The 24,197-nt window shown below is 71.4% G+C and carries 26 protein-coding genes; 4 read left to right on the forward strand and 22 right to left on the reverse strand.

The genetic code is table 11. The features are described from left to right. Window positions 1-77: 77 nt before the first annotated feature. A complete protein-coding gene (locus AB0M30_RS16330) occupies window positions 78-1,373 on the reverse strand; it encodes a helix-turn-helix transcriptional regulator (RefSeq protein ID WP_364584770.1) in 1,296 nt (431 codons plus the stop codon). Between the two features lie 72 nt (window positions 1,374-1,445). Here AB0M30_RS16330 and AB0M30_RS16335 point away from each other — a divergent pair, with 72 nt between their 5' ends. Then, window positions 1,446-1,643 (forward strand): hypothetical protein, encoded by a 198-nt coding sequence (locus AB0M30_RS16335; RefSeq protein WP_364584772.1) that lies wholly within the window; start codon window positions 1,446-1,448, stop codon window positions 1,641-1,643. Here AB0M30_RS16335 and AB0M30_RS16340 read toward each other — a convergent pair. The 4 genes from AB0M30_RS16340 to AB0M30_RS16355 are packed head-to-tail and all read right to left on the reverse strand — an operon-like array spanning window position 1,640 to window position 5,823. Next, complete coding sequence (locus AB0M30_RS16340) at window positions 1,640-2,407, reverse strand: 3-oxoacyl-ACP reductase (RefSeq protein ID WP_013223704.1); 768 nt, start codon at window positions 2,405-2,407, stop codon at window positions 1,640-1,642. The two genes, AB0M30_RS16335 and AB0M30_RS16340, sit on opposite strands and share 4 nt — an antisense overlap. Further along, window positions 2,407-3,774: an aldehyde dehydrogenase family protein gene (locus tag AB0M30_RS16345; RefSeq protein ID WP_364584774.1), complete on the reverse strand. Its 1,368-nt coding sequence runs from the start codon at window positions 3,772-3,774 to the stop codon at window positions 2,407-2,409. The genes AB0M30_RS16340 and AB0M30_RS16345 overlap by 1 nt, the downstream gene beginning before the upstream one ends. Continuing rightward, window positions 3,771-4,496, reverse strand: coding sequence for a gamma-glutamyl-gamma-aminobutyrate hydrolase family protein (locus AB0M30_RS16350; protein ID WP_364584776.1), 726 nt, complete (start codon window positions 4,494-4,496; stop codon window positions 3,771-3,773). Before AB0M30_RS16350 ends, AB0M30_RS16345 begins: the two co-directional genes overlap by 4 nt. Then, window positions 4,477-5,823, reverse strand: a complete 1,347-nt coding sequence (locus tag AB0M30_RS16355) for a glutamine synthetase family protein (protein ID WP_103343550.1) — start codon at window positions 5,821-5,823, stop codon at window positions 4,477-4,479. Before AB0M30_RS16355 ends, AB0M30_RS16350 begins: the two co-directional genes overlap by 20 nt. A gap of 229 nt (window positions 5,824-6,052) precedes the next feature. Between AB0M30_RS16355 and AB0M30_RS16360 the strand changes: the two genes are divergently transcribed. After that, window positions 6,053-6,577, forward strand: coding sequence for a general stress protein (locus tag AB0M30_RS16360; RefSeq protein ID WP_103343549.1), 525 nt, complete (start codon window positions 6,053-6,055; stop codon window positions 6,575-6,577). An 874-nt stretch (window positions 6,578-7,451) separates the two neighbouring features. Here the strand turns inward: AB0M30_RS16360 and AB0M30_RS16365 are convergent. From AB0M30_RS16365 to AB0M30_RS16375, 3 genes are all read right to left on the reverse strand, one after another. Continuing rightward, window positions 7,452-8,414, reverse strand: coding sequence for an alpha/beta hydrolase (locus AB0M30_RS16365; RefSeq protein ID WP_364584779.1), 963 nt, complete (start codon window positions 8,412-8,414; stop codon window positions 7,452-7,454). 77 nt (window positions 8,415-8,491) lie between these two features. Then, window positions 8,492-9,700 (reverse strand): hypothetical protein, encoded by a 1,209-nt coding sequence (locus AB0M30_RS16370; protein ID WP_364584781.1) that lies wholly within the window; start codon window positions 9,698-9,700, stop codon window positions 8,492-8,494. Beyond that, on the reverse strand, window positions 9,697-10,020 hold the full coding sequence (locus tag AB0M30_RS16375; RefSeq protein ID WP_360169097.1) for a PadR family transcriptional regulator: 324 nt from the start codon (window positions 10,018-10,020) through the stop codon (window positions 9,697-9,699). The genes AB0M30_RS16370 and AB0M30_RS16375 overlap by 4 nt, the downstream gene beginning before the upstream one ends. 111 nt (window positions 10,021-10,131) lie before the next feature. Between AB0M30_RS16375 and AB0M30_RS16380 the strand changes: the two genes are divergently transcribed. Then, window positions 10,132-11,034, forward strand: coding sequence for an SMP-30/gluconolactonase/LRE family protein (locus AB0M30_RS16380; RefSeq protein WP_364584783.1), 903 nt, complete (start codon window positions 10,132-10,134; stop codon window positions 11,032-11,034). Between the two features lie 177 nt (window positions 11,035-11,211). Here AB0M30_RS16380 and AB0M30_RS16385 read toward each other — a convergent pair whose 3' ends face one another. The 14 genes from AB0M30_RS16385 to rsmD all read right to left on the reverse strand — a co-directional run bounded on the left by AB0M30_RS16385 (window position 11,212) and on the right by rsmD (window position 21,947). Continuing rightward, window positions 11,212-12,390: an MAB_1171c family putative transporter gene (locus AB0M30_RS16385; protein ID WP_364584785.1), complete on the reverse strand. Its 1,179-nt coding sequence runs from the start codon at window positions 12,388-12,390 to the stop codon at window positions 11,212-11,214. After that, on the reverse strand, window positions 12,387-12,944 hold the full coding sequence (locus AB0M30_RS16390) for a hypothetical protein (RefSeq protein ID WP_364584786.1): 558 nt from the start codon (window positions 12,942-12,944) through the stop codon (window positions 12,387-12,389). The genes AB0M30_RS16385 and AB0M30_RS16390 overlap by 4 nt, the downstream gene beginning before the upstream one ends. Before the next feature lie 304 nt (window positions 12,945-13,248). Continuing rightward, window positions 13,249-13,683 (reverse strand): helix-turn-helix domain-containing protein, encoded by a 435-nt coding sequence (locus AB0M30_RS16395; RefSeq protein WP_013223693.1) that lies wholly within the window; start codon window positions 13,681-13,683, stop codon window positions 13,249-13,251. A gap of 55 nt (window positions 13,684-13,738) precedes the next feature. Next, complete coding sequence (mutM, locus tag AB0M30_RS16400) at window positions 13,739-14,611, reverse strand: bifunctional DNA-formamidopyrimidine glycosylase/DNA-(apurinic or apyrimidinic site) lyase (protein WP_364584788.1); 873 nt, start codon at window positions 14,609-14,611, stop codon at window positions 13,739-13,741. A gap of 58 nt (window positions 14,612-14,669) precedes the next feature. Then, window positions 14,670-16,025, reverse strand: coding sequence for a polysaccharide lyase 6 family protein (locus AB0M30_RS16405; protein ID WP_364584790.1), 1,356 nt, complete (start codon window positions 16,023-16,025; stop codon window positions 14,670-14,672). An 87-nt stretch (window positions 16,026-16,112) separates the two neighbouring features. Beyond that, complete coding sequence (gene rnc, locus AB0M30_RS16410; protein ID WP_364584792.1) at window positions 16,113-16,862, reverse strand: ribonuclease III; 750 nt, start codon at window positions 16,860-16,862, stop codon at window positions 16,113-16,115. A gap of 13 nt (window positions 16,863-16,875) precedes the next feature. Next, complete coding sequence (gene rpmF / locus AB0M30_RS16415; RefSeq protein WP_013223689.1) at window positions 16,876-17,058, reverse strand: 50S ribosomal protein L32; 183 nt, start codon at window positions 17,056-17,058, stop codon at window positions 16,876-16,878. An 80-nt stretch (window positions 17,059-17,138) separates the two neighbouring features. Beyond that, the gene (locus AB0M30_RS16420) at window positions 17,139-17,732 is read right to left on the reverse strand and encodes a YceD family protein (RefSeq protein ID WP_364584794.1); all 594 of its coding nucleotides are present in this window, start codon (window positions 17,730-17,732) and stop codon (window positions 17,139-17,141) included. Between the two features lie 176 nt (window positions 17,733-17,908). Continuing rightward, window positions 17,909-18,637: a DivIVA domain-containing protein gene (locus AB0M30_RS16425; RefSeq protein WP_103343880.1), complete on the reverse strand. Its 729-nt coding sequence runs from the start codon at window positions 18,635-18,637 to the stop codon at window positions 17,909-17,911. A 109-nt stretch (window positions 18,638-18,746) separates the two neighbouring features. Next, entirely contained in the window at window positions 18,747-19,451 is a 705-nt protein-coding gene (locus AB0M30_RS16430; RefSeq protein ID WP_364584795.1) for a hypothetical protein, read from the reverse strand. After that, the gene (locus tag AB0M30_RS16435; RefSeq protein WP_364584797.1) at window positions 19,451-19,951 is read right to left on the reverse strand and encodes a SigE family RNA polymerase sigma factor; all 501 of its coding nucleotides are present in this window, start codon (window positions 19,949-19,951) and stop codon (window positions 19,451-19,453) included. Before AB0M30_RS16435 ends, AB0M30_RS16430 begins: the two co-directional genes overlap by 1 nt. Window positions 19,952-20,014: 63 nt before the next feature. Continuing rightward, on the reverse strand, window positions 20,015-20,716 hold the full coding sequence (locus AB0M30_RS16440) for a ribonuclease domain-containing protein (RefSeq protein ID WP_364584799.1): 702 nt from the start codon (window positions 20,714-20,716) through the stop codon (window positions 20,015-20,017). Between the two features lie 141 nt (window positions 20,717-20,857). Continuing rightward, window positions 20,858-21,343 (reverse strand): pantetheine-phosphate adenylyltransferase, encoded by a 486-nt coding sequence (gene coaD, locus AB0M30_RS16445; RefSeq protein ID WP_103343876.1) that lies wholly within the window; start codon window positions 21,341-21,343, stop codon window positions 20,858-20,860. Window positions 21,344-21,386: 43 nt separating this feature from the next. After that, window positions 21,387-21,947, reverse strand: a complete 561-nt coding sequence (gene rsmD, locus AB0M30_RS16450) for a 16S rRNA (guanine(966)-N(2))-methyltransferase RsmD (RefSeq protein WP_364584801.1) — start codon at window positions 21,945-21,947, stop codon at window positions 21,387-21,389. Between the two features lie 124 nt (window positions 21,948-22,071). Here rsmD and AB0M30_RS16455 point away from each other — a divergent pair, with 124 nt between their 5' ends. Further along, window positions 22,072-24,186, forward strand: coding sequence for an ATP-binding domain-containing protein (locus tag AB0M30_RS16455; protein ID WP_364584803.1), 2,115 nt, complete (start codon window positions 22,072-22,074; stop codon window positions 24,184-24,186). The last annotated feature ends 11 nt before the right edge of the window (window positions 24,187-24,197 follow it).

A 24,197-nucleotide genomic window follows, 5' to 3' on the forward strand; every position in this document is an offset into this window, starting at 1 on the left:
GATCCTCGACCCCGCCTCGACCGCGCCCCCGGGAGGTCGCGAATGACTCATTCGGGACGTCGGAGGTCTCGAATGAGTCATTCGCGACCTTCGGCGACCCGGTGCGCGACCTGCCCGGCCAGCGCCGGGGGCCGTCGCACCCGGCCCGAGGGCAGGACCAGGCGTTTCAACGGTCCGCCCACGGGCACCGGGGGCAGGCCCGCGCCGAGCAGGACCTGCTCGACGAGTTGCTCGGCGTGCCACGCCACCGAGTCGTTGAGCCGGTCCAGCGAGGGGCGGTCGCCGTCGAAGACGTCCTCGTCGGCCAGGGTCACCTCGAAGTACGCGCAGCCCCCCGGGACCGAAATCGCCTCCTCGATCGCGCGGGCGCCTTCTTCAGGATCGTCGAACCCGGCTTCGAGCAGCGGTTCGCGGTAGATCCGCGCCGCGCGGGCGCGCATGCGAGGGCCGTAGCGGACCACGACCGGGAGCCGTCCGGTCAGGTCCGGCACGGCGAGTCCGTGCAGGAGCATGATCGGCGGCACCGAGTGCACCAGCCGCGGCGCCGGCTCGGCCAGCTCGCGGGCGGTGATCCGGACGCGGTCGGCCATCGCGTCCGGGAGGCCGAAGTAGCGGAAGTCGACGTTGCCGAACCCGAGGCCGTCGGCGACCAGCGACGCCAGCAGCTCGCCGTACCCCCAGATCGGCGACAGCACGACCACCGGCGGCGCGGTGACGACCGGCGACGGCACGGGCGGGCGGGTCGCCTCCTGCTCGGGCACCTGGATGACCAGCCGCGGCGGCTCGTGCCAGTCGTGCACCTCGGCGACCCGCCAGTACAGCCCGAGCGGCCGCCACAGCTCGCCGAGGACGTCGTGCTCGATGATCCGCCGCACCTCGGCGTCGGAGTAGGGGAAGTCCCGCGGCGGCACGATCCCGACGTAGTGGTGGTAGGTGACGCGGACCTCGTCGCCGCGGGTGGCCGAGCGGATCCGCATCTCCCAGTCGATCGGCGACGCCGCGATCGCGTTCGCCACCTGCGTGCCGGGCGAGGAGTAGACGAGCGCGGTGGCCTGCCGGAGGAACTGCCCGGCCCGGTCGATGCCCTCCCGCAGCGCCTTCGCCGCCTGCGCGACGTGCACCGGGCTCGCGAGGCTGTCGGGCAGGACGCCGGCGACGCGCAGGAGCTCGGCTTCGGTCAGTCCGGTGACCTCGGCGAGCTGCGCCCAGTGGTCGAACACCGTCACCTTGGGCGCGTGCCGGTGCTCGATCCAGCTGCGCAGCGTCGACGTCGGGACGCCGATGCGCCGCGCGGCCTCGTCCAGGGAGAGCCCGCGGGAGCGGATGCCCGTCCGGACCGCTTCCGCCCACTCGTCGGCGCGCCAGTGCGTCACCTCACAAAGCTAACGAAACCCGCTAGCTTTGCGCGGGGACAACCCGCCCGCGGCGCTCCGACGCTGGTCACCATGACCACCACCGTCCTCGCCCTGACCCTGATCGTCGGCGGGCTGACCTTCGCCGCCGGCGCCTTCCTCGCCTCCGAGATCGCCGTCCGCGTGCTGCGCCGCCGCGAACGGCTGCTGTCCGAAGAGCGCAAGAAGCTCAATGCGGCCTGGCGCCACCTGCGGGAGGTCTACGGCGTCAAGAAACCGACCAAGCGTTAGAGCGGGGTGACGTACGCGCCGGAGATGCCGCCGTCGACCAGGAACTGCGACGCCGTGATGAAGCTGGCGTCGTCGCTGGCCAGGAAGGCGACCGCGGCCGCGATCTCCTCGGGCTCGGCGAACCGGCCGACCGGCACGTGCACCAGGCGCCGCGCCGCGCGTTCCGGGTCCTTCGCGAACAGCTCCTTGAGCAGCGGGGTGTTCACCGGCCCCGGGCACAGCGCGTTGACGCGGATGTTCTCCCGCGCGAACTGCACCCCGAGCTCGCGGCTCATCGCGAGCACCCCGCCCTTGGACGCGGTGTAAGAGATCTGCGACGTCGCCGCGCCCATCACTGCGACGAACGACGCCGTGTTGATGATCGAACCCTTGCCCTGGCGCTGCATGTGCGGCAGGACGGCCTTGCAGCAGTGGTACACCGACGTCAGGTTGACGCGCTGCACGCGCTCCCACGCCTCGATGCCGGTGGTGAGGATGGAGTCGTCCTCGGGCGGCGAAATCCCCGCGTTGTTGAAGGCGACGTCGACCGAGCCGAACTGCTCGACCGTGCTGTGGAACAGGTTCTCGACCTGCTCGGCGTCGGTGACGTCGGTCTGGATGAACGCGCCGCCGATCTCGTCGGCCGCGGCTTTGCCCGAATCCGGCGTCAGGTCCCCGATGACGACCTTCGCCCCTTCGCTCGCCAGGCGCCGGGCCGAAGCGAGCCCGATGCCGCTGGCGCCGCCGGTGATCACCGCGACGCGCCCTTCGAAACGCTGGACCATTACTCCTCCGTGCTCAGAAAGACGTTCTTGGTTTCGGTGAACGCCGCGGCGGCGTCCGGGCCGAGTTCGCGGCCGAGGCCGGACTGCTTGAAGCCGCCGAACGGCGTCCAGTAGCGCACCGACGAGTGCGAGTTCACCGAGAGGTTGCCGGCTTCGACGCCGCGCGCGACCCGGAACGCGCGGCCGGCGTCGCGGGTCCAGATCGACCCGGACAGGCCGTACTCGGTCGCGTTGGCCATCCGGATCGCGTCGGCCTCCTCCGCGAACGGCACGACGGCGACGACCGGGCCGAAGACCTCCTCCGCGGCGACCGGGTGCCGCAGGTCCGGCGGGGTGACGACGGTCGGCGGGAACCAGAAGCCGCGGCCCGCGGGGGCGGTGCCGCGGATCGCGACGGGCGCGTCGTCCGGCACGTAGGAGGCGACCTTCTCCCGGTGCGCGGCCGAGATCAGCGGCCCCATTTCGGTCTTCTCGTCGCCGGGGTCGCCGACGACGACGCCGTGCACCGCGGGTTCCAGCAGCTCCATGAAGCGGTCGTACGCGCTCGCCTGCACCAGGATCAGCGAGCGGGCGCAGCAGTCCTGGCCCGCGTTGTCGAAGACGCCGTAGGGCGCGGTCGCCGCGGCTTTCTCGAGGTCGGAGTCGGCGAAGACGATGTTGGCGTTCTTGCCGCCCAGCTCCAGCGTCACGCGCTTCACCCGCGCCGCGCAGCCCGCCATGATCTGCTTGCCGACCTCGGTCGAGCCGGTGAACACGACCTTCCGCACGGCCGGGTGCTCGACGAACCGCTGCCCGACCACGGATCCCTTGCCGGGCAGCACCTGGAAGACGTCCTCCGGGATGCCCGCCTCGCGCGCCAGCTCGGCCAGCCGGATGGCGGTCAGCGGCGTCAGCTCGGCCGGTTTGAGGACGACGGTGTTCCCGGCGGCGAGCGCGGGCGCGAACCCCCAGCCGGCGATCGGCATCGGGAAGTTCCACGGCACGATCACGCCGACCACGCCCAGGGGCTCCTGGAAGGTGACGTTGATGCCACCCGGGACCGGGATCTGCTTGCCGAGCAGGCGTTCCGGCGCGGCCGAGTAGTAGTTGAGGACGTCCCGGACGTTGCCGGCCTCCCAGCGGGCGTTGCCGATGGTGTGCCCGGAGTTTTCGACCTCCAGCCGCGCGAGGTGCTCGATGTCGGCCTCGACGGCGTCGGCGAAGCGGCGCAGCAGCCGCGCGCGGTCGCCGGGGGTGACGGCGCGCCACGCCGGGAACGCCGCGTGCGCGCGGGCGATCGCCGCGTCGGTCTCTTCGGCGCTGGTCAGCGCCACTGTCCGCACCACCTCTTCGGTGGCCGGGTTGAGGACGTCGAAACTGCTGGTCATTCCCTCTCCTTGCTCGCTTCGACGAGAGCCTGGAACAGCCGGAGGTCGTCGCTGTCCTGCTCGGGGTGCCACTGCACGCCCAGGACGAACTCGCCGGGCACCTCGGCGGCCTCGATCGTGCCGTCGGCCGCCCACCCGACGGCCTCCATCCCGGCGCCGAGCCGGTCGATCGCCTGGTGGTGGTAGCACAGCGTCTTGGTTTCGGGCCCGAGGATCGCCGCCGCCCGGCTGCCTTCGGCGAGCGTGACCGTGCCCCGGCCGAAGGTCGCGGGCGCGGGCTGGTGCTCGGTGGTGCCCGCGCTTTCGGGCAGGTGCTGGGCCAGGGTGCCGCCGAGGGCGACGCTCATCACCTGCAGGCCGCGGCACACGCCGAGCACCGGCTTGCCCGCTTTGCGCGCGGCTTCGAACAGGCCGAACTCGAAGGCGTCCCGCTCCGGCCGGACGTAGGTGGCCGGGTGCGGCTCGTGGCCGTAGCGCGCGGGCTCGACGTCGGCGCCGCCGGTGAGCACCAGGGCGTCCACAGTGGACATCAGCCGGTCGTACCCGCCGGACACCGGCGGGAGCAGCACCGGGAGGCCGCCCGCCGCGACGACGCAGTCGACGTAGACCCGGTGCAGCAGCACGGCTTCGGTTTCCCAGACGCCGAACTTCGCCGGTTCGAGGTAGCTGGTGAGGCCGATGACGGGCTTGCCCCGATTCGCGTCAGAGCCGTTCGAAGCCACGGATCAGCTCCCAGTCGGTGACGGCGGCGTTGTAGGCGTCGATTTCGATCTTCGCCGCGTTCAGGTAGTGGTCGACGACGTCTTCGCCGAACGCCTCGCGCGCCAGCTCGCTCTCCGCGAGCGCGGCGGCGGCTTCGGGGAGCGTGGTCGGGACGGTACCGAGGCCGGAGTGGTAGGCGTTGCCGGTGAAGGGCTCTTCGAGCTCCAGCTCGTTCTCGATGCCGTGGAGCCCGGCGGCGATGAGCGCGGCCACGGCGAGGTACGGGTTGACGTCCCCGCCCGGCACCCGGTTCTCGACGCGCAGCGACTCGCCGTGCCCGACGACGCGCAGCGCACAGGTGCGGTTGTCGGTGCCCCAGGCGATCGCGGTCGGGGCGAAGCTGCCGGGCACGAACCGCTTGTAGGAGTTGATGTTCGGCGCGAAGAAATAGGTCAGCTCGTGCAGTCCGGCGAGCTGGCCGGCGAGGAAGTGCTCCATCAGCTTCGAGAAGCCGTGCTCGCCGTCCCCGGCCAGCACCGCGCGTCCCTCGGTGGAGCGCAGGCTGATGTGGATGTGGCAGGAGTTGCCCTCGCGCTCGTTGTACTTCGCCATGAAGGTGAGGCTCTTGCCCTCCTGCGCGGCGATCTCCTTGGCACCGTTCTTGTAGACGCTGTGGTTGTCGCACGTGCTCAGGGCATCGGTGTAGCGGAAGGCGATCTCCTGCTGGCCAGGGTTGCACTCGCCCTTGGCCGACTCCGGGTAGAGCCCGGCGCCCGCCATGTCGTTGCGGATGCGGCGCAGCAGCGGCTCCAGCCGCGCGGTGCCGAGCATCGAGTAGTCGACGTTGTACTGGTTGGCGGGCTTGAGGCCGTGGTAGCGCTTGTCCCAGGCGGCCTCGTAGGTGTCTTCGAAGACGATGAACTCGAGCTCGGTGCCGACGAAGGCGGCGAGCCCGCGTTCGGCGAGGCGGTCGAGCTGGCCGCGCAGGATCTGGCGCGGCGACACCGAGACCGGGCCGCCCTGCACGCGCTCGACGTCGGCGAGGACGAGCGCGGTGCCCTCCTGCCACGGGACTTCCCGCAGCGTCTCGAGGTCGGGGCGCAGCACGAAGTCGCCGTAGCCGCTGTCCCAGGAGGAGAGCGCGTACCCGCCGACGGTGTTCATGTCGACGTCGACGGCGAGCAGGTAGTTGCAGGCCTCGGTGGCGTGGCCGACGACCTCGTCGAGGAAGTACTCGGCCGAGCAGCGCTTGCCCTGCAGCCTGCCCTGCATGTCGGTGAGCGCGACCAGCACCGTGTCGATCGTGCCCGCGTCCACGCGCGCCCGGAGTTCGTCGAGCGTGAGCATGCCTCGCCTGCGTGCCATCCGTCGCCCCAAAGGTTTGGTATGAATCCTTTGCCGGTCCTTCCTACCCGGTCACCCGAGCTGGGTCAACCCGAAATAAGGTATCTTTTTGTACCATTGAAGTGGCGGCCGGATTGTCCGGCTTGCCCGGCTGAGAAGAGCCTGTGAATTCGCTCGTCCGGGAGGAAAAGGGGGTCCCCGCACGTTGAACGGGACAAGAGAGGTGAGATCGATGACCACAGCATTCACGCAGCAGACCACGATCGGACAGCAGCAGGCCCGGCCCCAGCTGCCGACCCTGCCCACCGGCTGGCCGATCGGTTCGTACGAGTCCTACGAGCAGGCACAGCGGGCGGTCGACCACCTCGCGGGCACCGACTTCCCCGTCACCGACGTCACGATCGTGGGCGTGGAGCCGCTGCTCGTCGAGCGGGTCGCGGGCAAGATGACGTGGGGCAAGGTCCTCGGCAGCGCGGCGACGTCCGGCGCGCTGTTCGGCCTGTTCCTCGGCCTGATGCTCAGCCTGCTCAACCCGGGCGCCGGCCTGGTCCCCATCGTCATCGGCCTCGTCGCCGGTCTGGGGTTCAACCTGCTCTTCGGCGCGCTGGGCTACGCGGCGAACCGGAACAAGCGCGGGTTCATCTCCCAGAGCCAGCTGGTCGCCCGGCGCTACGACGTCCTGTCCCAGCCCCGCAACGCCGAGAAGGGCCGCGCCCTGCTGGCGGACCTGGCGGCGCGGAGTGCGTTCGGTCACTGACGGTTGTCGACCGAGAAGGCCGCCTCCCCCGGGAGGCGGCCTTCGTCGTGCCTGAGCAGCCCCCGAATTCCACGCTACCGGGAGGGTCCGACAGTTCCCGGCGTCCTCGGCAAGCGCGGCCCGGGTTGTCCACAACGCCGAGCCGGCGCCCCGATCATCCACACCGGCCCACCGGCGGCCGGAAGTTGTCGGCGCCCGCCGGTAGCGTGGAAAACGGGGGCTGCTCAGGTGCCCGGCGACACGATCGGGCACGTCCGGAACCCCCGCCGGATCCAATAGCCGCTCCGGACAGCCCGCGCGCAGCACTCCTGGGACCGCGCCGTCTCCGGAGCTCCCCCGGACGACCCGCGCGCAGCACGTCCGGCACCCCCGCCGCCTCCGGAGCTCCCCCGGACGACCCACGCGCAGCACGTCCGGCACCCCCGCCGCCTCCGGAGCTCCCCCGGACGAACCGCGCACAGCACGTCCGGCACCCCCGCCGCCTCCGGAGCTCCTCCGAACGAACCGCGCACAGCACGTCCGGCACCCCCGCCGCCTCCGGAGCTCCCCCGGACGAACCGCGCACAGCACGTCCGGCACCCCCGCCGCCTCCGGAGCTCCCCCGGACGAACCGCGCACAGCACTCCTGGGACCGCGCCGTCTCCGGAGCTCATCCGGACGACCCGCGCGCGGCACGTCCGGATCCCCGCCGCCTCGGGAGCTTCCACCGGACGCCCCGCCCACAGCAGCTTCCCCCAACTCGCGCGGTCGTCCCGCGCCGGCGGCGCCTCCCGGCCGCTGCCCTTTCTTCACCGAGGCGACCCGCCCCCGGGAATCACCGAGGAGGCCGCCTCCACGATCACTCAGCCACCCGGCAAGCCCGCGCGCCCCCCGCTCAAGTCCCCGACGACACCGTCGGCACGTCCGGAACCCCCGCCGCCTCGGGAGCTCCTACCGGACGCCCCGCCCGCAGCAGCTTCCCCCACCCCGCGCGGTCGTACCGCGCCGCCGGCGTCTCCGCCAAGAACTCCCGCAAGATCTCGAGAAACCGCTCCGGATCCGACCGGTGCGGGAAGTGGCCCGCGCCCTCGAAGAGGACCAGCCTGCTGCCCGGCATCGCCCGGTGCGCCCGCAGCGCGTGGCCGCTCGGCACCACCCGGTCCTCCGTGCCCCACACCAGCAGCGTCGGGATGCCCTCGGTCAGGTAGCACCGATCCAGCATGTTGACCACCTGCCCGCGCCAGTCGACGACCGAGCGCAGCGTCCGCAGGAACGCCGAGCGCGTGCCCGGCTCGACCAGCCGCACGTACCGGGTCAGCACGTAGTCGAGGTCCGCGTCGTCGAAGAGCCGCAGCAGCCCCGCGAACCCGCGCAGCGCCGCCACCGCGGGCGGCGTCCCCAGCAGCGGCAGCACCAGCCCCGCCCCCGGCGCCGCGGCCAGGCGCAGCAGCGGGTGGACGCCCGCGCCGACCCCGCCCGAGCCGACCAGCACGAGGCGTTCGCACCGCTCCGGGAACTGGTAGGCGAACTGCATCGCGACACCGCCGCCGAGCGAGTGCCCGACCACCGTCACCCGGTCGACGTCGAGGGTGGTCAGCAGGTCGCGCATGCCGCACGCGTAGGCCGCGACCGAGTAGTCCGCGCGCGGCTTGGCCGACGAGCCGTGGCCGAGCAGGTCGGGCGCGATCACCGTGAAGTCGGCCGACAGCGACGCCAGCAGCTCCAGCCAGGTCGACGAGTCGTCGCCGATGCCGTGCAGGAAGAGCAGGGCCGGCCCGCGCCCGGCCATCCGGTAGGCGCGCTCGTACCCGTGGACGACCCGGGTGCGCGGGGCGAAGCTGTCCGTGGATGGCGTCACCCGCCCAGCTCAGCACGCGCACGTTCGCCCGGCGTTTCGGGCGCGTTCGCAACGGGTGAACGCGCCCTCGCGGCCCCTTACCTGGTCGGTGTCGGCGTCGGTGACGCCAGCGGCGTGGGGGTCGCGGCCGGCACCGTCACCTTCGGGATCGCCGCGCTGAACGGCACGCCGGCGAGCTCGCGGCAGGCGCCGCGGTGGCCGTTGTAGCCGTTGTAGTTGCCCTGGTCGTCGGTGACGCCCTGCTCGATCTTCGGCCGGGGGAACCGGTTGTCCTCGCCGAGCTTGCGCGTGCCGCCGGTCGCGGGTTCGCAGGCGTAGCGGGTCACGGTGAGCGGCCTGCCCTCTTCGTCGTAGAGGTAGACCTCGGTCAGCGGCTTGCCTTCGGCGTCGAAGGCGTAGACGTTCTCGACGTCGCGGCCGCCGTAGGTCAGCTGGTCGTTGCCGTAGTGGTCGACCGAAGACGAGGAGTACGACGTCGGACCCGAGTAGCTGCTCCCGTGGGCGAACAGGTCGATCGCGATGCCGAACCCGCCGAGGGCACCCCCGATGACGAACGCCGAGATCGGCACCGCCATCCACAGCAGCCGCCGGTCGGTGCGGACCCGCGGGCCCGCCCACAGCGCCCCGACGGCCGCGAGGATCAGCAGCGGCAGCAGCAGCACCGCACTCCGGTGCCGCAGCATGAGCAGCAGCCCGAACGCGACCAGCACGACGGCGCACACCACCCACCACGCCGGCTTGAGCGAACCGGCATAACGCAGGAACTTGCCGGTGTCCTCCTGGTCGCGTCCCTTCGCCACCGTGGCGCGCAGCCACCGCACTTCGGGCAGCGCCAGCACCGGCTCGATCCCGCCGCGCAGCAGCAGCGCCAGGCTGACGAAGAAGACCGGCGCGAACAGGAGCAAGCCGCTGAAGGCGTCCAGGCTGCGGGAGACGGTGGCGCTGAACGCGAGCAGGGCGAGCCCCAGCGAGCAGAACACCAGGCCCCACAACGCGATCCGCGGCTTCGCCAGGCTGGGCGCGCCCGTCGCGAGCACCTGCGTGCCGTCCTCCCCCGGCGCCGGGTACCCCCCGGACGCGCGCAGTTCGGCGGCGTAGCTCTCCGGCGAGCCGAGCCGTTCGATCAGGGCCTCGACGCGGGCACCCTCCCCCAGCTCGGCCTCCAATTCGGCCAGGTGCGGGCGGACGTCCTCGAGGATCTCTTCGATCTCGCTCGCGGGCAGGTCGGCGAGCGCGGTCCGGACCCGCGCCAGATACACCCGCACGGCCGTCGGCTTGTCGCTCATGCTGCCTCTCCCAAAAGCACGTTCATCGTCGATGCGAAGCTCTGCCACGTCTTGCCGGACTCCGCCAGCCGGACCCGGCCCGGTTCGTTCAGGCTGTAGTACTTGCGGTGCGGTCCCTCTTCGCTGGGTACTACGTACGAAGTCAGCAAGCCGGCCTTGTAGAGCCTGCGCAACGTCCCGTACACCGACGCGTCCCCCACCTCGTCCAGGCCGGCGGCCCGGAGTCTTCTCAGTACGTCGTACCCGTAGCCGTCTTCGTCGCGGAGCACCGCGAGAACGGCGAGATCGAGTACGCCCTTGAGCAGCTGACTGATCTCCACTGCACCCTCCAGTCTTACGCTTGGGAAGGTACCACGCATTGCACAGTAGTGTGCACGGCGGAGGGTGGTTCGGCCATCATGCTCCTGACAGAACTTCAGGAGGAGTGAGCGGTGGACCTGATCAAGACGGACTTCCAGCTGCTGGACGAGCGGTTCGCGCGCGTCAACGGCGACGAGTGGACGCAGCGCCTGCACACGGGCTGCCGCTGGACGGAGGGGCCGGCGTACTTCCCGGCCGGCCGCTACCTGGTGTTCAGCGACATCCCGAACGACCGAACAATGCGCTGGGACGAGACAACGGGCCAGGTCGGCGTGTTCCGTCAGCCGTCCGGGTACGCGAACGGCCACACGGTGGACCGCCGGGGCCGGCTGATCAGCTGCGAGCAGGGGCCCCGCCGCGTGACGCGCACCGAGCACGACGGCTCGATCACGGTGCTGGCGTCGAAGTATCAAGGAAAGCGCCTGAACAGCCCGAACGACGTGGTCGAGCACTCGGACGGGTCAATCTGGTTCACCGACCCGAGTTACGGAATCGACAGCGATTACGAGGGGTACCGAGCCGAGAGCGAGATCGGCGCCTGCCACGTGTACCGCGCGGCCCCGGACGGCTCGGTGACGATCGTGGCGGACGACTTCAGCCGGCCGAACGGCCTGGCGTTTTCGGCGGACGAGTCGCGGTTGTACATCGCGGACACGCGCCAGGACCCGAGCCACATCAGGGTGTTTTCCGTGGCGGAAGGCGGAAAGCTGACCGGCGGCGAGATCTTCGCGACGAGCGACAGCGGCGGCTTCGACGGAGTGCGGGTGGACAGCGAAGGCCAGGTCTGGGCGGCGGCCCACGACGGCCTGCACTGTTTCGCTTCGGACGGCACGAGAATCGGCAAGCTGCGGATCCCGGAGGTGTGTTCGAACTTCACGTTCGGCGGCGCACGGGGAAACGAGCTGTTCATCACGGCTTCCAGCTCGGTCTACACCCTGAGGGTGACGGTGAACGGCGCCCGCTACCCGCGCTGAGTGCCGGAGCCGGCCGGGAACACCCCAAGCGCCCCAATGTGGCCTTCGGTGCGCCCAACGCACCCAATGTGGCCTTCGGTGCATCCAACGCACCCAATGTGGCCTTCGGTGCGCCCAACGCAACCAAGGCCACATTGGGGCGCTTTGGGGTCCGCTGTGGCGAGTCGTTCGGGGCGGTTAGGCGGGTGTGGCCGCCTCGACCCGCTCCACCACCGCGTCGAGGCGGCGCCAGGCCCGGCTCACCTGGACCAGCCAAGCCGCCTCGGTCACCACGTCCGCTTCCGTGTCCGGTTCCGCCGCGTGGTCGGGCTCGCGGGCGAAGCGGCGACCCGCGCGGCCCGCCTCGATCGCCGCCGCCAGGGTTACCGCTTCCACCGTGGCCGCCACCTCCGCCTCGCGGACTCCCGCCCGGCGCGCCGCCGCCTCTGCGCGGGCCGGGAGGTCCGGGTCGAAGTGGGCTCGGAGCGCCAGGTGGCCGTCGCGGATTTCGATGACCCTGCGGTACAGCGCGAACTCCGCGCCGCCCGCCAGTTTGCGGCCCGGATCCAAGGCGATGCCCGGGACCGCCGTGCGCAACGCCGTCCACAGCGGCTCGATGCGGCGGTACGCCCGGTACGCGCGGACCCGGCCGACCAGCGACGACACCGCCGGTGACCACGCGCTGAGCGTGGCGCCCGCCGCCACGAAACCGATCGTCACGGCCGCGAGTACCGAAGACGGGACGTCCTCGCGGGCGCCGATCCGCCCTGTTCGCGCCAGCTGCACGACGTCGTCCACGTCCCAGAACGTCCACGCCGCCGCCGCGCCCACGCCGACGACCAGCAGCCACAGCCCGGCGCGCAGCGGTCCCGGCTCCGCGTGCCACGCGCTGCGGACGAACACCGCGAACAGCAGGCCGAGGCTGATCAGGCTGTACACCAGGAACAGCACCTTGTCGCCCACGGCGAACGGCAGGCCGGCGGCCGAAAAGAGCGTGTCATCGCCCACGCGCCGCGGCTCGGAAAGCGCGAAGCACGCCGCGAGCAGCACCATCGTCGCCGCGGTGAACAGCGCGTGCGGGGCGAGCCGGGCGCCGTCGCCGCGCCACACCGACTGCGTGAAGGCGACCGCGAACCCGATCGCGCCCAGCTTCAGCTCGTCGCCGGACAGGTTCAGGACCCACTCGGCCACCGGGCCCGGGCCGGCCAGCGCCGACATCGCCGGCGTCAGCACCAGGATGCCGGCGGCGATGCAGATGCCGAAGCCGGCGAGGAACCACATCGTGCGCACCGGCTGGCTGCGGCGTGCCTCGATCAGCTTGTACCCGAACCCGGCGAAACCCGCCGTGCAGAGGTAGTAGGCGAGGGTTTCGATCACGGCGTGCGGCGGCCGAACAAGGAATCGAAGCGCCGCACGCCATCCGGGACGTCGGGTGCGGGTTCGCGCGGCTCCGCGGGCCGGACGACGCGCTGGGCGAGCAAGCTCGCGACGAGTTCGGCTTCGCGCTCTTCGACCTCCGAGTAGGTGGTGCGCCCGAGCACGCGCCGGACGAGCTCCGGCGAAAGGTTCGGCATGAGCTGCCGCCCGGCGGCGGCATCGATGGCGACGCCGTCGGCGCCGGCGTCGGCGCCGACGTGACCGCACAGCAGGTGCCCGACCTCGTGCAGCAGGATGTGCCGCCGGTGCAACGCGGTCGTGTTCGTCGGGTAAAGGATGTAGTCGGCGCGTTCGGTGCTCATCAGCAACCCGCACGGCGCGCCTTCGGGAGCGCTGACCGGCATGAGTTCGATGGGGCGCCCGCGCTCGGCGGCCAGGCCCGCGACGAAGTCCTCGGCATCGAACGGTTCGGGCAGGCTGACGCCGTCGGCGACCTCGCGGGCCCGCCGCCACAGCGAGCGGGCCGGTCGCCGCCGCCACCATGGTCGCGCCACCTCAGCCCTCCTTCACCACGCCGCGGACGGTTCCAGCCGGATCAACGCGGCAGAGCGCCCGTGGTTGCGCGGCCGTCGAAAATCCGACGCGCGGACGCGGAAGACGGTGCCCCGCGGGCGGCTCGGCGGCCGGAACGACGATTCGCGACGATACCGGGCGACGGCACGCGGAGGTGAGAAAATTCCCGAACCCACGGCGATGGTCCGCAAGCACCGATGGGCAGACGCCCGCAGGCGAATCCCCACCCGCACCAGCGCTTCGCGACAACGCCCGGCAGCTCCCCCGATGGCGAGTTCCTCCCCCTCAGCTCTCCTTCTTCGGGCCGCCGCGGCCGGCCTCCCGCCGGGCGATCGCGTCGATCATGTCGCTGATCGTGTCCAGGCCGTCGGAAGACAACGTCACCGCCCGCAACGCCAAATCCCGGACCCCCGCGTCGCGCAGGGCACCCAGCAGGGCCAGCTCCTCCGCGATCTTCCTGCTCTGCTCGTCGTCGAAGAAGTACGCCGGGGGGACTCCGAAGAACTGCGCCAGCGCCTCGAGGTGCCGCTTGGTCGGGTTGTCGCGGCGGCCCGTGCGCAGCTGCCACAGGTACGTGGTCGAAAAGCTCTCACCCGTCGCTTCGCGACAGGCCTTGGCGACCTCTTCGTTGCTGTACGGCTCCCGATCGGGCCTGCGGACCACGTGGAACAGCCGGTCGATCTTGTCGGCCAGCGTCGACTTTCCGGGCTCCTTGACCACGATGCACTCCCTCAGCTACCAGGCACATTCATCTTAGCTGAAAGGCGAACCCCCTTTATCTACCCGAGTTCGCCCGCGGCCGCGGCTGGCACCGCGGGCACGAGAACGACGAACGGTTCATGAACGGCTCCCGCCGGATCGCCGTGCCGCACCGGTGGCACGGCATCCCCTCCTGGCCGTACGCGTCCAGCGACCGGTCGAAGTACCCCGACTGCCCGTTGACGTTCACGTACAGCGCGTCGAACGACGTGCCGCCCGCCCCCAGCGCCGCGTTCATCACGTCCGACGCCGCCGACAGCAGCTCCCGCCCCTTCGCGAGGGTCAGCTTTTCGGTCGGACGGGCCCAGTGCAGGCGAGCGCGCCACAGGGCTTCGTCCGCGTAGATGTTGCCGATGCCCGACACGAGCGTCTGGTCGAGTAGCGCCCGCTTGACCTCGGTGCGCCGCGACCGCAGCGCGCGCACCGCCGCGTCGAGGTCGAACTCCGGGTCCATCGGGTCGCGGGCGATGTGCGCGATCGTGTCCGGGAGCAGGACGTCGCTGCCGATGTCGCTGAGGTCGTCGAGGGCCAGGCCGCCGAACGTCCGCTGGTCGACGAACCGCAGCTCCGGCCCGTCGTCGTCGAAGCGCAGGCGGACCCGCAGGTGCTTTTCGTCCGGCGCGCCCTCCGGCTGGACGAGCATCTGCCCGCTCATGCCGAGGTGGGCCAGCAGCGCCTCCTTGTCGGACAACTCCAGCCACAGGTACTTGCCCCGGCGCCGCGCCGCCTCGACGCGGGTGCCGGCGAGCCGCTGCGCGAAGTCCTCCGCACCCAGGGCGTGCCGGCGGATGGCGCGCGGGTGCAGGACCTCAGCCTCGCGGATGGTCCGCCCCGCGACGTGCGCCTGCAGGCCCAGGCGGACGACTTCGACCTCGGGAAGTTCGGGCATACGGCCATTGTGCCCGGCGGGTACGACAGTTTCTGTTCGGCGCCGCCGGACGACGCCGTTACGGCGCGCTGGGGCCGACGTCCGCCTTCGTCAGCGGGACCCGCGTCGCGCCCGACGCGAAATACTCGTCCGCGCCGACGTCGAAGGTGCCCGTGCGGGTCTGCAGGTCGAAGTCCTTCGCGGCGAACGGGTACGAACCCACGCCCGCGTCGATCGCCGGGCTGCCCGAAGCCAGCCGGTAGAGCCCGGCCGCGTCCTTGACCAGCTTCGGGTCGACGTTGCGCGACGGAACGCCCGCCGTGCCGCCGAAGGTGATGTTGCCCTCGTACTTGACCGTCGACCCGCTCGGCAGCGTCACGAGCGTCCCCGACGTCCCCTTGACGATGTTGTCCGCGACCACGCAGTCCTTCGGCTTGAAGTCGCCGCCGTCGCCGTCGATCACGCTGGTGCTGCCCAGCACCGTGTTGTACGCGACCGTGACGCGGTCCGGCCGGTCGTGGAGTTTGCTCGTCGGCCCGCTGTCCGCCTCGTCGCCGGAGCCGAACACGATCGCGCGGCCGCCGGAATTCGCCACGTAGTTGCCGACGATCTTGTGGTCGTTGCCGTGGAACCGGATTCCCGAACCGAACAGCACATTGCCTTCGACGGTGCTGCGGTTGCCGTGGCGCAGCACGATGTAGCCTCGGCTGTCGCGGATCGTGTTGTACCGCACCACGTTGTCCGACGACTTGACCGAGATCGCCTCGCTGTCGCCGTCGGCCTTCTCGAACAGGTTGTTTTCGATCAGTGCGTTGGCCGTGTACGACTGGTGGTCGCTGAGGCCCAGCCTGATCGACTCACCACCGTTCGAACCGCTGAACTGGTGGTTGTAGAAGTAGTTGTGGTGCACGTGAACGCGCTTCGCCATGGCGCCGGACGGCCCGAGGATCTGCAGGAACACGCCTTGGCTGGTGCGGTTCTGGAAGACGTTGCGGTCGACGACGGTGTCGTCGCCGCTGACCGTCACCCAGTTGCCGTCGGTGGCGAGCTGGAAGTCGTTGCGGGTCAAGCGGTTGTTCGACGCGCCGGCCGGGACGCTCAGCTTCGCGCTGCCCCGGAACTTGAACCCGCGCAGCACCACGTTCGAGACGCCGCTCGCGAAGGAGAAGGTCTTCGAGCCGGTGATGGTCGCCTGGCCGGTGTGCTCGGCGGCGATCGTCACCGGCGCCGAGGCGGTGCCGGACCGCTTGATCGACAGCGTCGAGCCCGCGGAGTAGCTCCCGTCGGCGAGCGTGATCGTGTCGCCGGGGTTTGCTTTGTCCATTGCGGACTGCAGTGCCGCCAGCGAAGTGACGCGGACCTGCGCGGCCGAGGCCGCCGGTCCGGGCACGACGACGAGCGCCGCGGCGATCAAGGGTACGAAGAACAGACGCATCCGCCAAACCTCTCAGTGAGCTTCGGGCGGCGGATGTCCACACGCTACTGAGCGTTCCGGGAAAGCGTCAACAGGAGTTCCCGCTGATCAGGACGCCGGCTCGGCCTTCTTCTGCGCCTCGAGTTCGGCGGACAGCGAGCGCCAGGCCGTCTCGGCGGCCTTCTGCTCGGCTTCCTTCTTCGTCGAACCGGCGCCGTTGCCCAGGGGACGGCCCGCGACGAGCACCGTGGCCGTGAACTCCTTGCGGTGGTCCGGCCCGGTGTCTTCGACCTTGTACTCGGGCACGCCGAGACCGGCCGACGCGGTCAGCTCCTGCAGGCTCGTCTTCCAGTCGAGCCCGGCCCCGCGCAGCGGAGCTTCGGCGAGCAGGCCGTCGAAGAGGTGGTGGACGAGCTTGCGCGCGATCTCGATGCCGTGTTCGAGGTACACGGCCCCGATCACGGCTTCCAGCCCGTCGGCGAGGATGCTCGCTTTGTCCCGGCCGCCGGTGAGCTCTTCGCCCTTGCCGAGCAACAGGTGCGCCCCGAGCCCGCCCTCGCCGAGCCCGCGCGCCACCCGCGCCAGTGCGTGCATGTTGACGACGCTGGCGCGGAGCTTCGCGAGCTGACCTTCGGGCAGATCGGGATGCGTGTTGTACAGGTGATCGGTGACGACGAGGCCGAGCACGGCGTCACCGAGGAACTCCAGCCGCTCGTTCGGCGGCAGCCCCCCGTTTTCGTACGCGTACGAACGGTGGGTCAGCGACAGCCGGAGCAGCTCGGGGTCGAGAACGACCCCGAGCGCTTCGAGCAACGGCGCCGGATCGGCTGGTGGTCCCCCGGGCGTCTTGCCCCCCATATCGGCTACCCGATCAGGCGGGCTCGACGACCTGGCGGCCGTTGTGCTGGCCGCACGACGGGCACGCGATGTGCTGGAGCTTCGGCTGCTTGCAGGCGCGGTTGGAGCAGGGCACCAGCTGCACCGGAGCCGCCTTCCACTGGCTGCGGCGGGAGCGCGTGTTGGATCGCGACATCTTCCGCTTCGGGACGGCCACGAGTAGATCTCCTTATGACGGTCTGCTCGCGGTGCGAGCGAACTTTCCTCCGGAACGAGCTGGACGCTCGTCAGGCTTGCTCAGCTGGGCCCTTGCGCAGGCTTTTCGCCCGCGTTCTCGTCGAAGCGCTCGACCAGTGCGGCCCACCGAGGGTCTATCTTCTCATGCCCGTGTCCGGGCTCGAGATCGGCCCACTTGACGCCGCACTCGATGCAGAGCCCGGCGCAGTCTTCCGTGCACAGCGGGGCCAGCGGCAGGGCCAGCACGACGGCGTCGCGGACGATGGGTTCGAGGTCGATCCGGTCGTCGATCAGCCGGGGGATCTCGTCTTCGTCCGTGGTCTCCTCGGTGGCCGACCCCGGGTAGGCGAACAGCTCCTGGACCTCGACCTCGACCTCTTCGGTCAGCGGGTCGAGGCAGCGGGCGCAGGTGCCCTTCGCCAGCGCTTTCGCGGTGCCGCTGACGAGGACGCCTTCGACGACGGACTCGAGCAGCAGGTCGAGTTCCAGCTCGGAGCCGGCTTCGATGGTGATGACATCGGGGACGCCGAGCGGCGTCTCCACCGGCACGCTGCGCGTGAGGGCGCGGCTGAGGCCGGCGTGACGGCCGAGCTCACGGGTGTCGATCACCCATGGGCTGCGGTCGTCGAGCTGGGGGGTCTTGTTCTCGGACATCCAGTCCAGGGTACGCACGGGCCGCCACCCCTGTTGAGCTGGGACGGTGTACCAGGGGCCGGGCGGGGGTCCGAGGGTCGCTCCTGGAAGGTCGCGAATGACTCATTCGGGACCTCGGACGTCCCGAATGAGTCATTCGCGACGTCCGGGCGAGCGGCAGCCGGCCGAGAGGCTCGTCACACCTGGTAGTCGTAGAGCGTCGGCCGGCCGCCGGAGCTGGGCAGGTTCGCCGGCGAGCGCAGGTGGTTGCGGCCCGAATCGACCGTTCGCAGCGTGGTCGCCAGCAGCTCCGAGAACTCCGCCAGCTTGCCGTCCACGTACGCGTCGCAGTCCGCTCGCTGGCGGTCCGCCTCCGCGTGGGCCTCGTCCACGATGCGGGCCGACTCCGCGTGGGCCGCCTGGACCACCTCGGTCTGGGCGACCAGGCGAGCCTGCTCGGCCCGGCCGTCTTCGATGGCGCGGTCGTACGCGTCGCGGCCCGCCTGGACCATGCGCTCGGACTCGGCGCGGGACCGGTCCGTGAGGTTCTGGTACTCCGCCTGGCCCGCCGCCACCGTGCGGTCGGCCTGGTCGTGCGCGTCGGCGAGCATCTGCTCCGCCCGGGCCCGCGCGTCGGCAAGGATGCGCTCCGCTTCGTCCGTCGCGTCGGCGATCGCGCGCTCGGCCTCGGCATTCGCGCCCGCCACCGTCTCGCCGGCTTCCTTGCGGGCCGCGTGGATGAGGTCGTCGCGCTTGTCGAGGACGTCCTGGGCGTCGTCGATCTCCGCCGGCAGTGCGTCGCGGACGTCGTCGAGGAGCTCGAGCACGTCACCCCGGGGTACCACGCAGCTGGCCGTCATCGGGACGCCGCGCGCCTCCTCGACGATCGTGACGAGCTCGTCGAGCGCCTCGAAAACCCGGTACACGGCAACTCCAATCCCCTGTCGCTGTGTCCAGTCTGCCCGCATCGGGCGTCGAAGCGGTGAACGCGCACGGCGCCGGGCGTGTCCCCCTGGACCACGCCCGGCGCCGAAGTCACCCGGGCAGCGCGAAGGCCGGATCGGTGATCACGTTCGCGAGCTGCTCCTCGGTCAGCTGCGCCGAGTCGGCGGCGTCGTCGGCGGCGTCGGTGAGGGTCACCGTCGAGCCGTCGGCCCGGTGGAGGACGCCGTTGAAGCCGCGCAGCTTCGTGATCCCCCCGGCGCTCACGTAGCCGGTTTCGAACACCAGCAGCTCGGCCCCGCCCGGCTGCGGGATCCGCTCGCAGCGCAGGTCGACCGACTCCGGCTCGGCGCAGGACCCGATCACGGGCACGCGGTCGCCCGGCGCCCGGCGGCCGTACACCGTCAGCTGGAAGTCCCCCGGCCGTCCGGCCGCGTCGGCGAAGATGGCGGTCACGGCCATCCGCCCGGGGCCGATGACATCGGCCGGGGACGTGCCGACCGTCAGGCCCCGCACCCCCGGCAGCACCCGGGTGACGGCGTCGGTGAGGGCCTGCCGGATCCGTGCCTGGTCGGCGAGCGACGGCGGGGTGGGCGGGGCGGCCGGGGAAACCGGCGGCGTACCGGGGGCGAACACCACCACGGCCGCGACGACCGAGGCCGCGGCGAGGGTGCCGGTGAGTCCCGCCCGGCGACGACGGACGTGGCGCGCCGCGCGGTCGGCGACCGCGTCCGGGTCGAAGCCGAGCGGCGGTTCCGGGACGTCCACCTCGCGCAGGCGGGTTTCGAGTTCGTGCATCACGCGCTCCTCTCCGAGCTGTGCTCGAGCACGCCACGGAGGGTCTCGAGCCCGCGGGCGGCCTGGCTCCGGACGGTTCCTTCCGAGCAGCGCAGCACCTCCGCGACCTCGGCGGCCGGGAGGTCGGCGCAGTAGCGGAGGACGACGGCGGCGCGCTGCTTCGGCGGAACCTCGGCGAGGGCGCGCAGGAGCGGGTCGGAAATCCCGGCCTCGGACGTGGAAGAGGGCTGGTCCGGTACGACGCCGTCACGGCGTTCGCGACGCCGCCACGGCCGCCGCTGCTCGTCGAGCCAGCAGCGCAGCAGGACCTGCCGGGCGTAGTTGTCGACGGGCCCCCGCCGGGCGACCTTCGGCCACACCCGGTACAGCTTGATCAGCGCGACCTGGACGAGGTCCTCCGCGAGGTGCCAGTCGCCGCACAGCAGGTACGCCGTCCGTCTCAGCGCACCCGCCCGCGCCCGGGCGAACTCCCGGAAGTCCGCGTCCTCCGCAGCCCGCATCGCGCCTCCTCGTCCTCGTTTCGGTGTACCTCACGGACGAGGGGGCGCGGCGCGTTGCACGGTTCAGGAATTCAGGTCGATCCGCTTGAAGGTCGCGTAGTGGTCGGGGGTGTAGGCCAGCTCGCCCGCCTTGCCGGAGATCACGCGGTCGTTCGTGCCGACGGTGAAGAGCTTGTAGTAGCCGGACGCGCAGGCCGGGAGCACGCCTTCGCGGTTCTCGTAGGTCGTGCCGGCCGAGGTGCCGTTCCGGACGTTGTCGACGACCGTGCGAGCCGCCGGCGACAGCTGCGAGTAGCCGATCTTCGCCAGGCCCGAGAGATCGCCGCAGGCGTGCGTCGTGCCGCCGCCGATGTCGATGACCTTGAAGGTGGCGTAGTGGTCGCCGGTGTAGAAGTACTCGCCGGCGCTGCCGGTCACGATGCGGCGCGTGCCGCGGGTGCTCGAGCCCGGCGTGGGCACCGTGTACTCGTGGTAGTAGCCCGAGGCGCAGGCCGGGAGCACGCCTTCGCGGTTGTCGAAGACGACGCCGTCGTTCTTCGGGTACGGGAACGGCCCGCCGGTCTGGATCAGGTTGTACGTCTTCGTCGCTTCGGGCGGCAGCGCCGAAAGCGTCGTGTGCGAGAAGCCGGAGAGGTTCCCGCACGCGTTCTGCGCGACGACGGCGGGGGCAGCCGGGGAAGCCGCTGCGGCGGCGGTGACCCCGGCGAACAGCGTGGCCAGGAGCGCGAAGAAGACCGCGACCAGGCGTGATCGGTAGTTGGCCATTTTCGGACCGTAACCCGATCGGATGATCGTCGGGAGACGTCGACGTGAACTCCCGCACCACCGGCCCCAAGTCCCGACGAACGGAGGGGGCCGAACGACGGGAACCGGACAGCCGGCGTCCGATGTGGACTCGGTGGCGGGTCAGCGCCCGAGCTTGGGGAACTTCTCCGAGAGCCGCTCGTAGACGACCGCCGGGACGAGGTGCTCGATGTCACCGCCGAGCGCCGCGACCTCCTTGACCAGCGAGCTGGACACGAAGCCGTACGCCGGGTTGTTCGCCATCAGCAGCGTCTCGACGCCGGTGAGCTCGCGGTTCATCTGCGCCATCTGCAGCTCGTAGTCGAAGTCGCTGACCGAGCGCAGGCCCTTGGCGACCGCCGCGATGTCGTGGTCGCGGCAGTAGTCGACCAGCAGGCCCTCCCAGGAGTCGACCCGCACGTTCGGCAGCTTCGCGGTGATTTCGCGGAGCATGTCGAGCCGTTCGGAGACCTCGAAAAGCCCCTTCTTCGACCGGTTCACCCCCACCGCGACGACGACCTCGTCGAACAGCACGCTCGCCCGTTCGATGATGTCGAGGTGCCCGTTGGTGGCCGGATCGTAGGAACCGGGACAGACCGCACGCCGCATGGCGCGGACGCTACCGTGCCGGACCCGGTCTCCGCCGCGTGGTTCACGCCACAGCTGTGTACTCCGCCCAGAAGACGGCCGTGTCGCCGTACTTCTTCGCGCGCGTCGGCGCGAAGCCCGGCGGCCAGTCCGGCTCACCGTCGCGGGCGGCGCGCTCGATCACCACCAGGGCCGACGACCCCAGCCAGCCGCCCGCGGCCAGCGCCGCCAGCACGGTTCCGAGCGCGGCCGCGTCCACGGCGTAGGGCGGGTCGGCGAGCACGAGGTCGAACGAGGCCGGTGCGGGCGCCGCGACCACCGCCTCGACCGCCCCGGCCCGGACCGTGCCGCCCAGGCCGAGCGCCGCGACGTTGCCGCGCAGGACGTCCACCGCGCGCCGGTCGGACTCCACGAACAGCGCGTCCGCCGCGCCGCGCGAGAGGGCTTCCAGGCCGAGCGCCCCGGACCCGGCGTAGAGGTCGAGGACGTGGGCGCCGTCCAGCTCGCCGGCCGTCTCGAGGGCGTTGAACAGGGCTTCCCGCACGCGCTCCGACGTCGGCCGGGTGCCCTTCGGCGGCACCTTCAGCCGCCGTCCGCCCGCCGTCCCGGCCACGATCCTGGTCACCCCCCGATTGTGCGGGGAACGCGTGCGGCGCGGATGACCGGGACACGGGTGTCCCCGCCCGGGCCACCGCGTAGAGTCGTTCTTCGCCCTCGGAGGCGATCCCAAAGCTGTCAAGGAGCCATGCGTGTCCGAACCTCGGGTCAGACGGGCCGAGATCGCCATCGAGCAAGCCCACGTCGATCGCGTGTACACCCGTCTGGACGAACTGAAGGCCCAGGCCGAGGCGATGCGTACGAAGGGCTACGAGATCGGCCAGGGAGCGCAGCGCGAGGCGATCTTCGAGCAGGCGTCGATGCTGTTCGAGCGCGACATGATGGTCCACCACGCCAACCAGACGCTGCAGACGCTCGACGCGGAGTACGAAGGCCTCGTCTTCGGCCGGCTCGACGACCGCGAGGGCGAACGCACCTACGTCGGCCGGCTCGGCATCCGCGACGCCGAGTTCGACAACCTCGTCACGGACTGGCGCGCGCCGGCCGCGGCCGCGTTCTACCAGGCCACCGCCGAGGAACCGATGGACGTCGTGCGGCGGCGCGTGATCCGCTGCTCCGGCCAGAACGTCCTCGACGTCGACGACGACGTCCTGATCGCCGACGCCGTCCCCGAGGACATGCAGATCGTCGGCGAGGGCGCGCTGATGGCGGCGCTGGGCCGCTCGCGCGGCGAGAAGATGCGCGACATCGTCGCGACCATCCAGAAGGAGCAGGACGAGGTCATCCGGGCGCCCTGGCGGGGCGTCACCGAGATCACCGGCGGCCCGGGCACCGGCAAGACCGCGGTCGCGCTGCACCGCGCCGCCTACCTGCTCTACCGCTACCGCCGTCAGCTCGGCGGGGCCGGGGTGCTGGTCATCGGGCCGTCGGGCGTGTTCACCAGCTACATCTCGCGGGTCCTCCCCTCCATGGGGGAGACGAACGTCGAACTGCGCGCGCTCGGCGAAGTCCTCGACGGCCTGGAGGCGACGCGGCAGGACGCGGCGCCGCTCGCCGCCGTCAAGGGGTCGCTGCGGATGCGGAAGGTGCTGCTGCGGGCGCTGCGGGACACGCCGCCGGAGGCGCCGGAGGAGATGCGGATCGTCTACCGCGGCGAGGTCCTGAAGCTGAACGCGCGCGAGCTGGAGAAGATCCGCCGCAAGGCCCACACGCAGGGCGCGCCGCCGAACCGGTCGCGGATCCGGGCGGCCGAGATGCTGCTCGACGCCCTCGCCGCGAAGGCCGAGGAGCACGCCAAGGACGACGGCAGGCCGTTCGACCGCGCCGAGCTGATCACCGACCTGGGCGAGCGGATCGACTTCCACCGCTTCCTCGTCGTCTGGTGGCCGGTGCTGTACCCGGCGCAGATCCTCAAGTGGCTGGGCGACGAGAAGCGGCTGGCCTCGGCGGCGAAGGGCGTCCTGAACCGGGCGGAGATCTCGATGCTGGCCGCGGACTTCGCGGACCGGTCGCGGGGCTGGTCGATCGCGGACGTGGCGCTGCTGGACGAGCTGCGCGTCCTGACCGGGCCGGAGCCGAAGCGCAAGCGGCGCCAGGTCATCGAGGTCGAGCCGCAGCGCTCGGGCGGCGCGCCGACGCGGCCGGAGCACTACGACGAGTACTCGCACGTGGTCGTCGACGAGTCCCAGGACCTGTCGCCGATGCAGTGGCGGATGGTGGGCCGGCGCGGGAAGTACGCCAGCTGGACGGTGGTCGGGGACCCGGTGCAGAGCTCGTGGCCGGACCCGGCGGAGGCGGCTTCGGCGCGCGACCAGGCGTTCGGTGTCAAGACCGCCCGGCGGCGGTTCACGCTGCGCACGAACTACCGGAACTCGGCCGAGATCTTCGACCTGGCGGCGAAGGTGGTGGCCGGGCACGCGGAGTCCGGCGAGCTGCCGGTGGCGGTCCGCCGCACCGGGGTGGAGCCGGAGGTCCGCCCGGTGGAGGCGGCCGGCCTGGCCGCGGCGACGCAGGCGGCGGTGAAGGAACTGCTGGGCGCGGTCGAAGGCACGGTCGGCGTCATCACCGCGATGGACCGGGTGCCGGAGGTCGCGGGCTGGCTGGCGGGGCAGGCGGACGAGCGGCTGAAGGTCGTCGGCAGCCTGGATTCGAAGGGCCTGGAGTACGACGCGGTGGTGCTGGTGGAGCCGGTCGACCTGATCACGGAATCGACTACCGGCCGCCGGGTGCTGTACGTGGCGCTGACCCGCGCGACGCAGCAGCTGATCGTGCTGGCCTCGAACCCGGACTGGATCCCCGCCGCCTGATCCGGGCGCGA

Source organism: Amycolatopsis sp. NPDC051716 (genome assembly GCF_040681595.1).
Lineage (GTDB): Bacteria > Actinomycetota > Actinomycetes > Mycobacteriales > Pseudonocardiaceae > Amycolatopsis.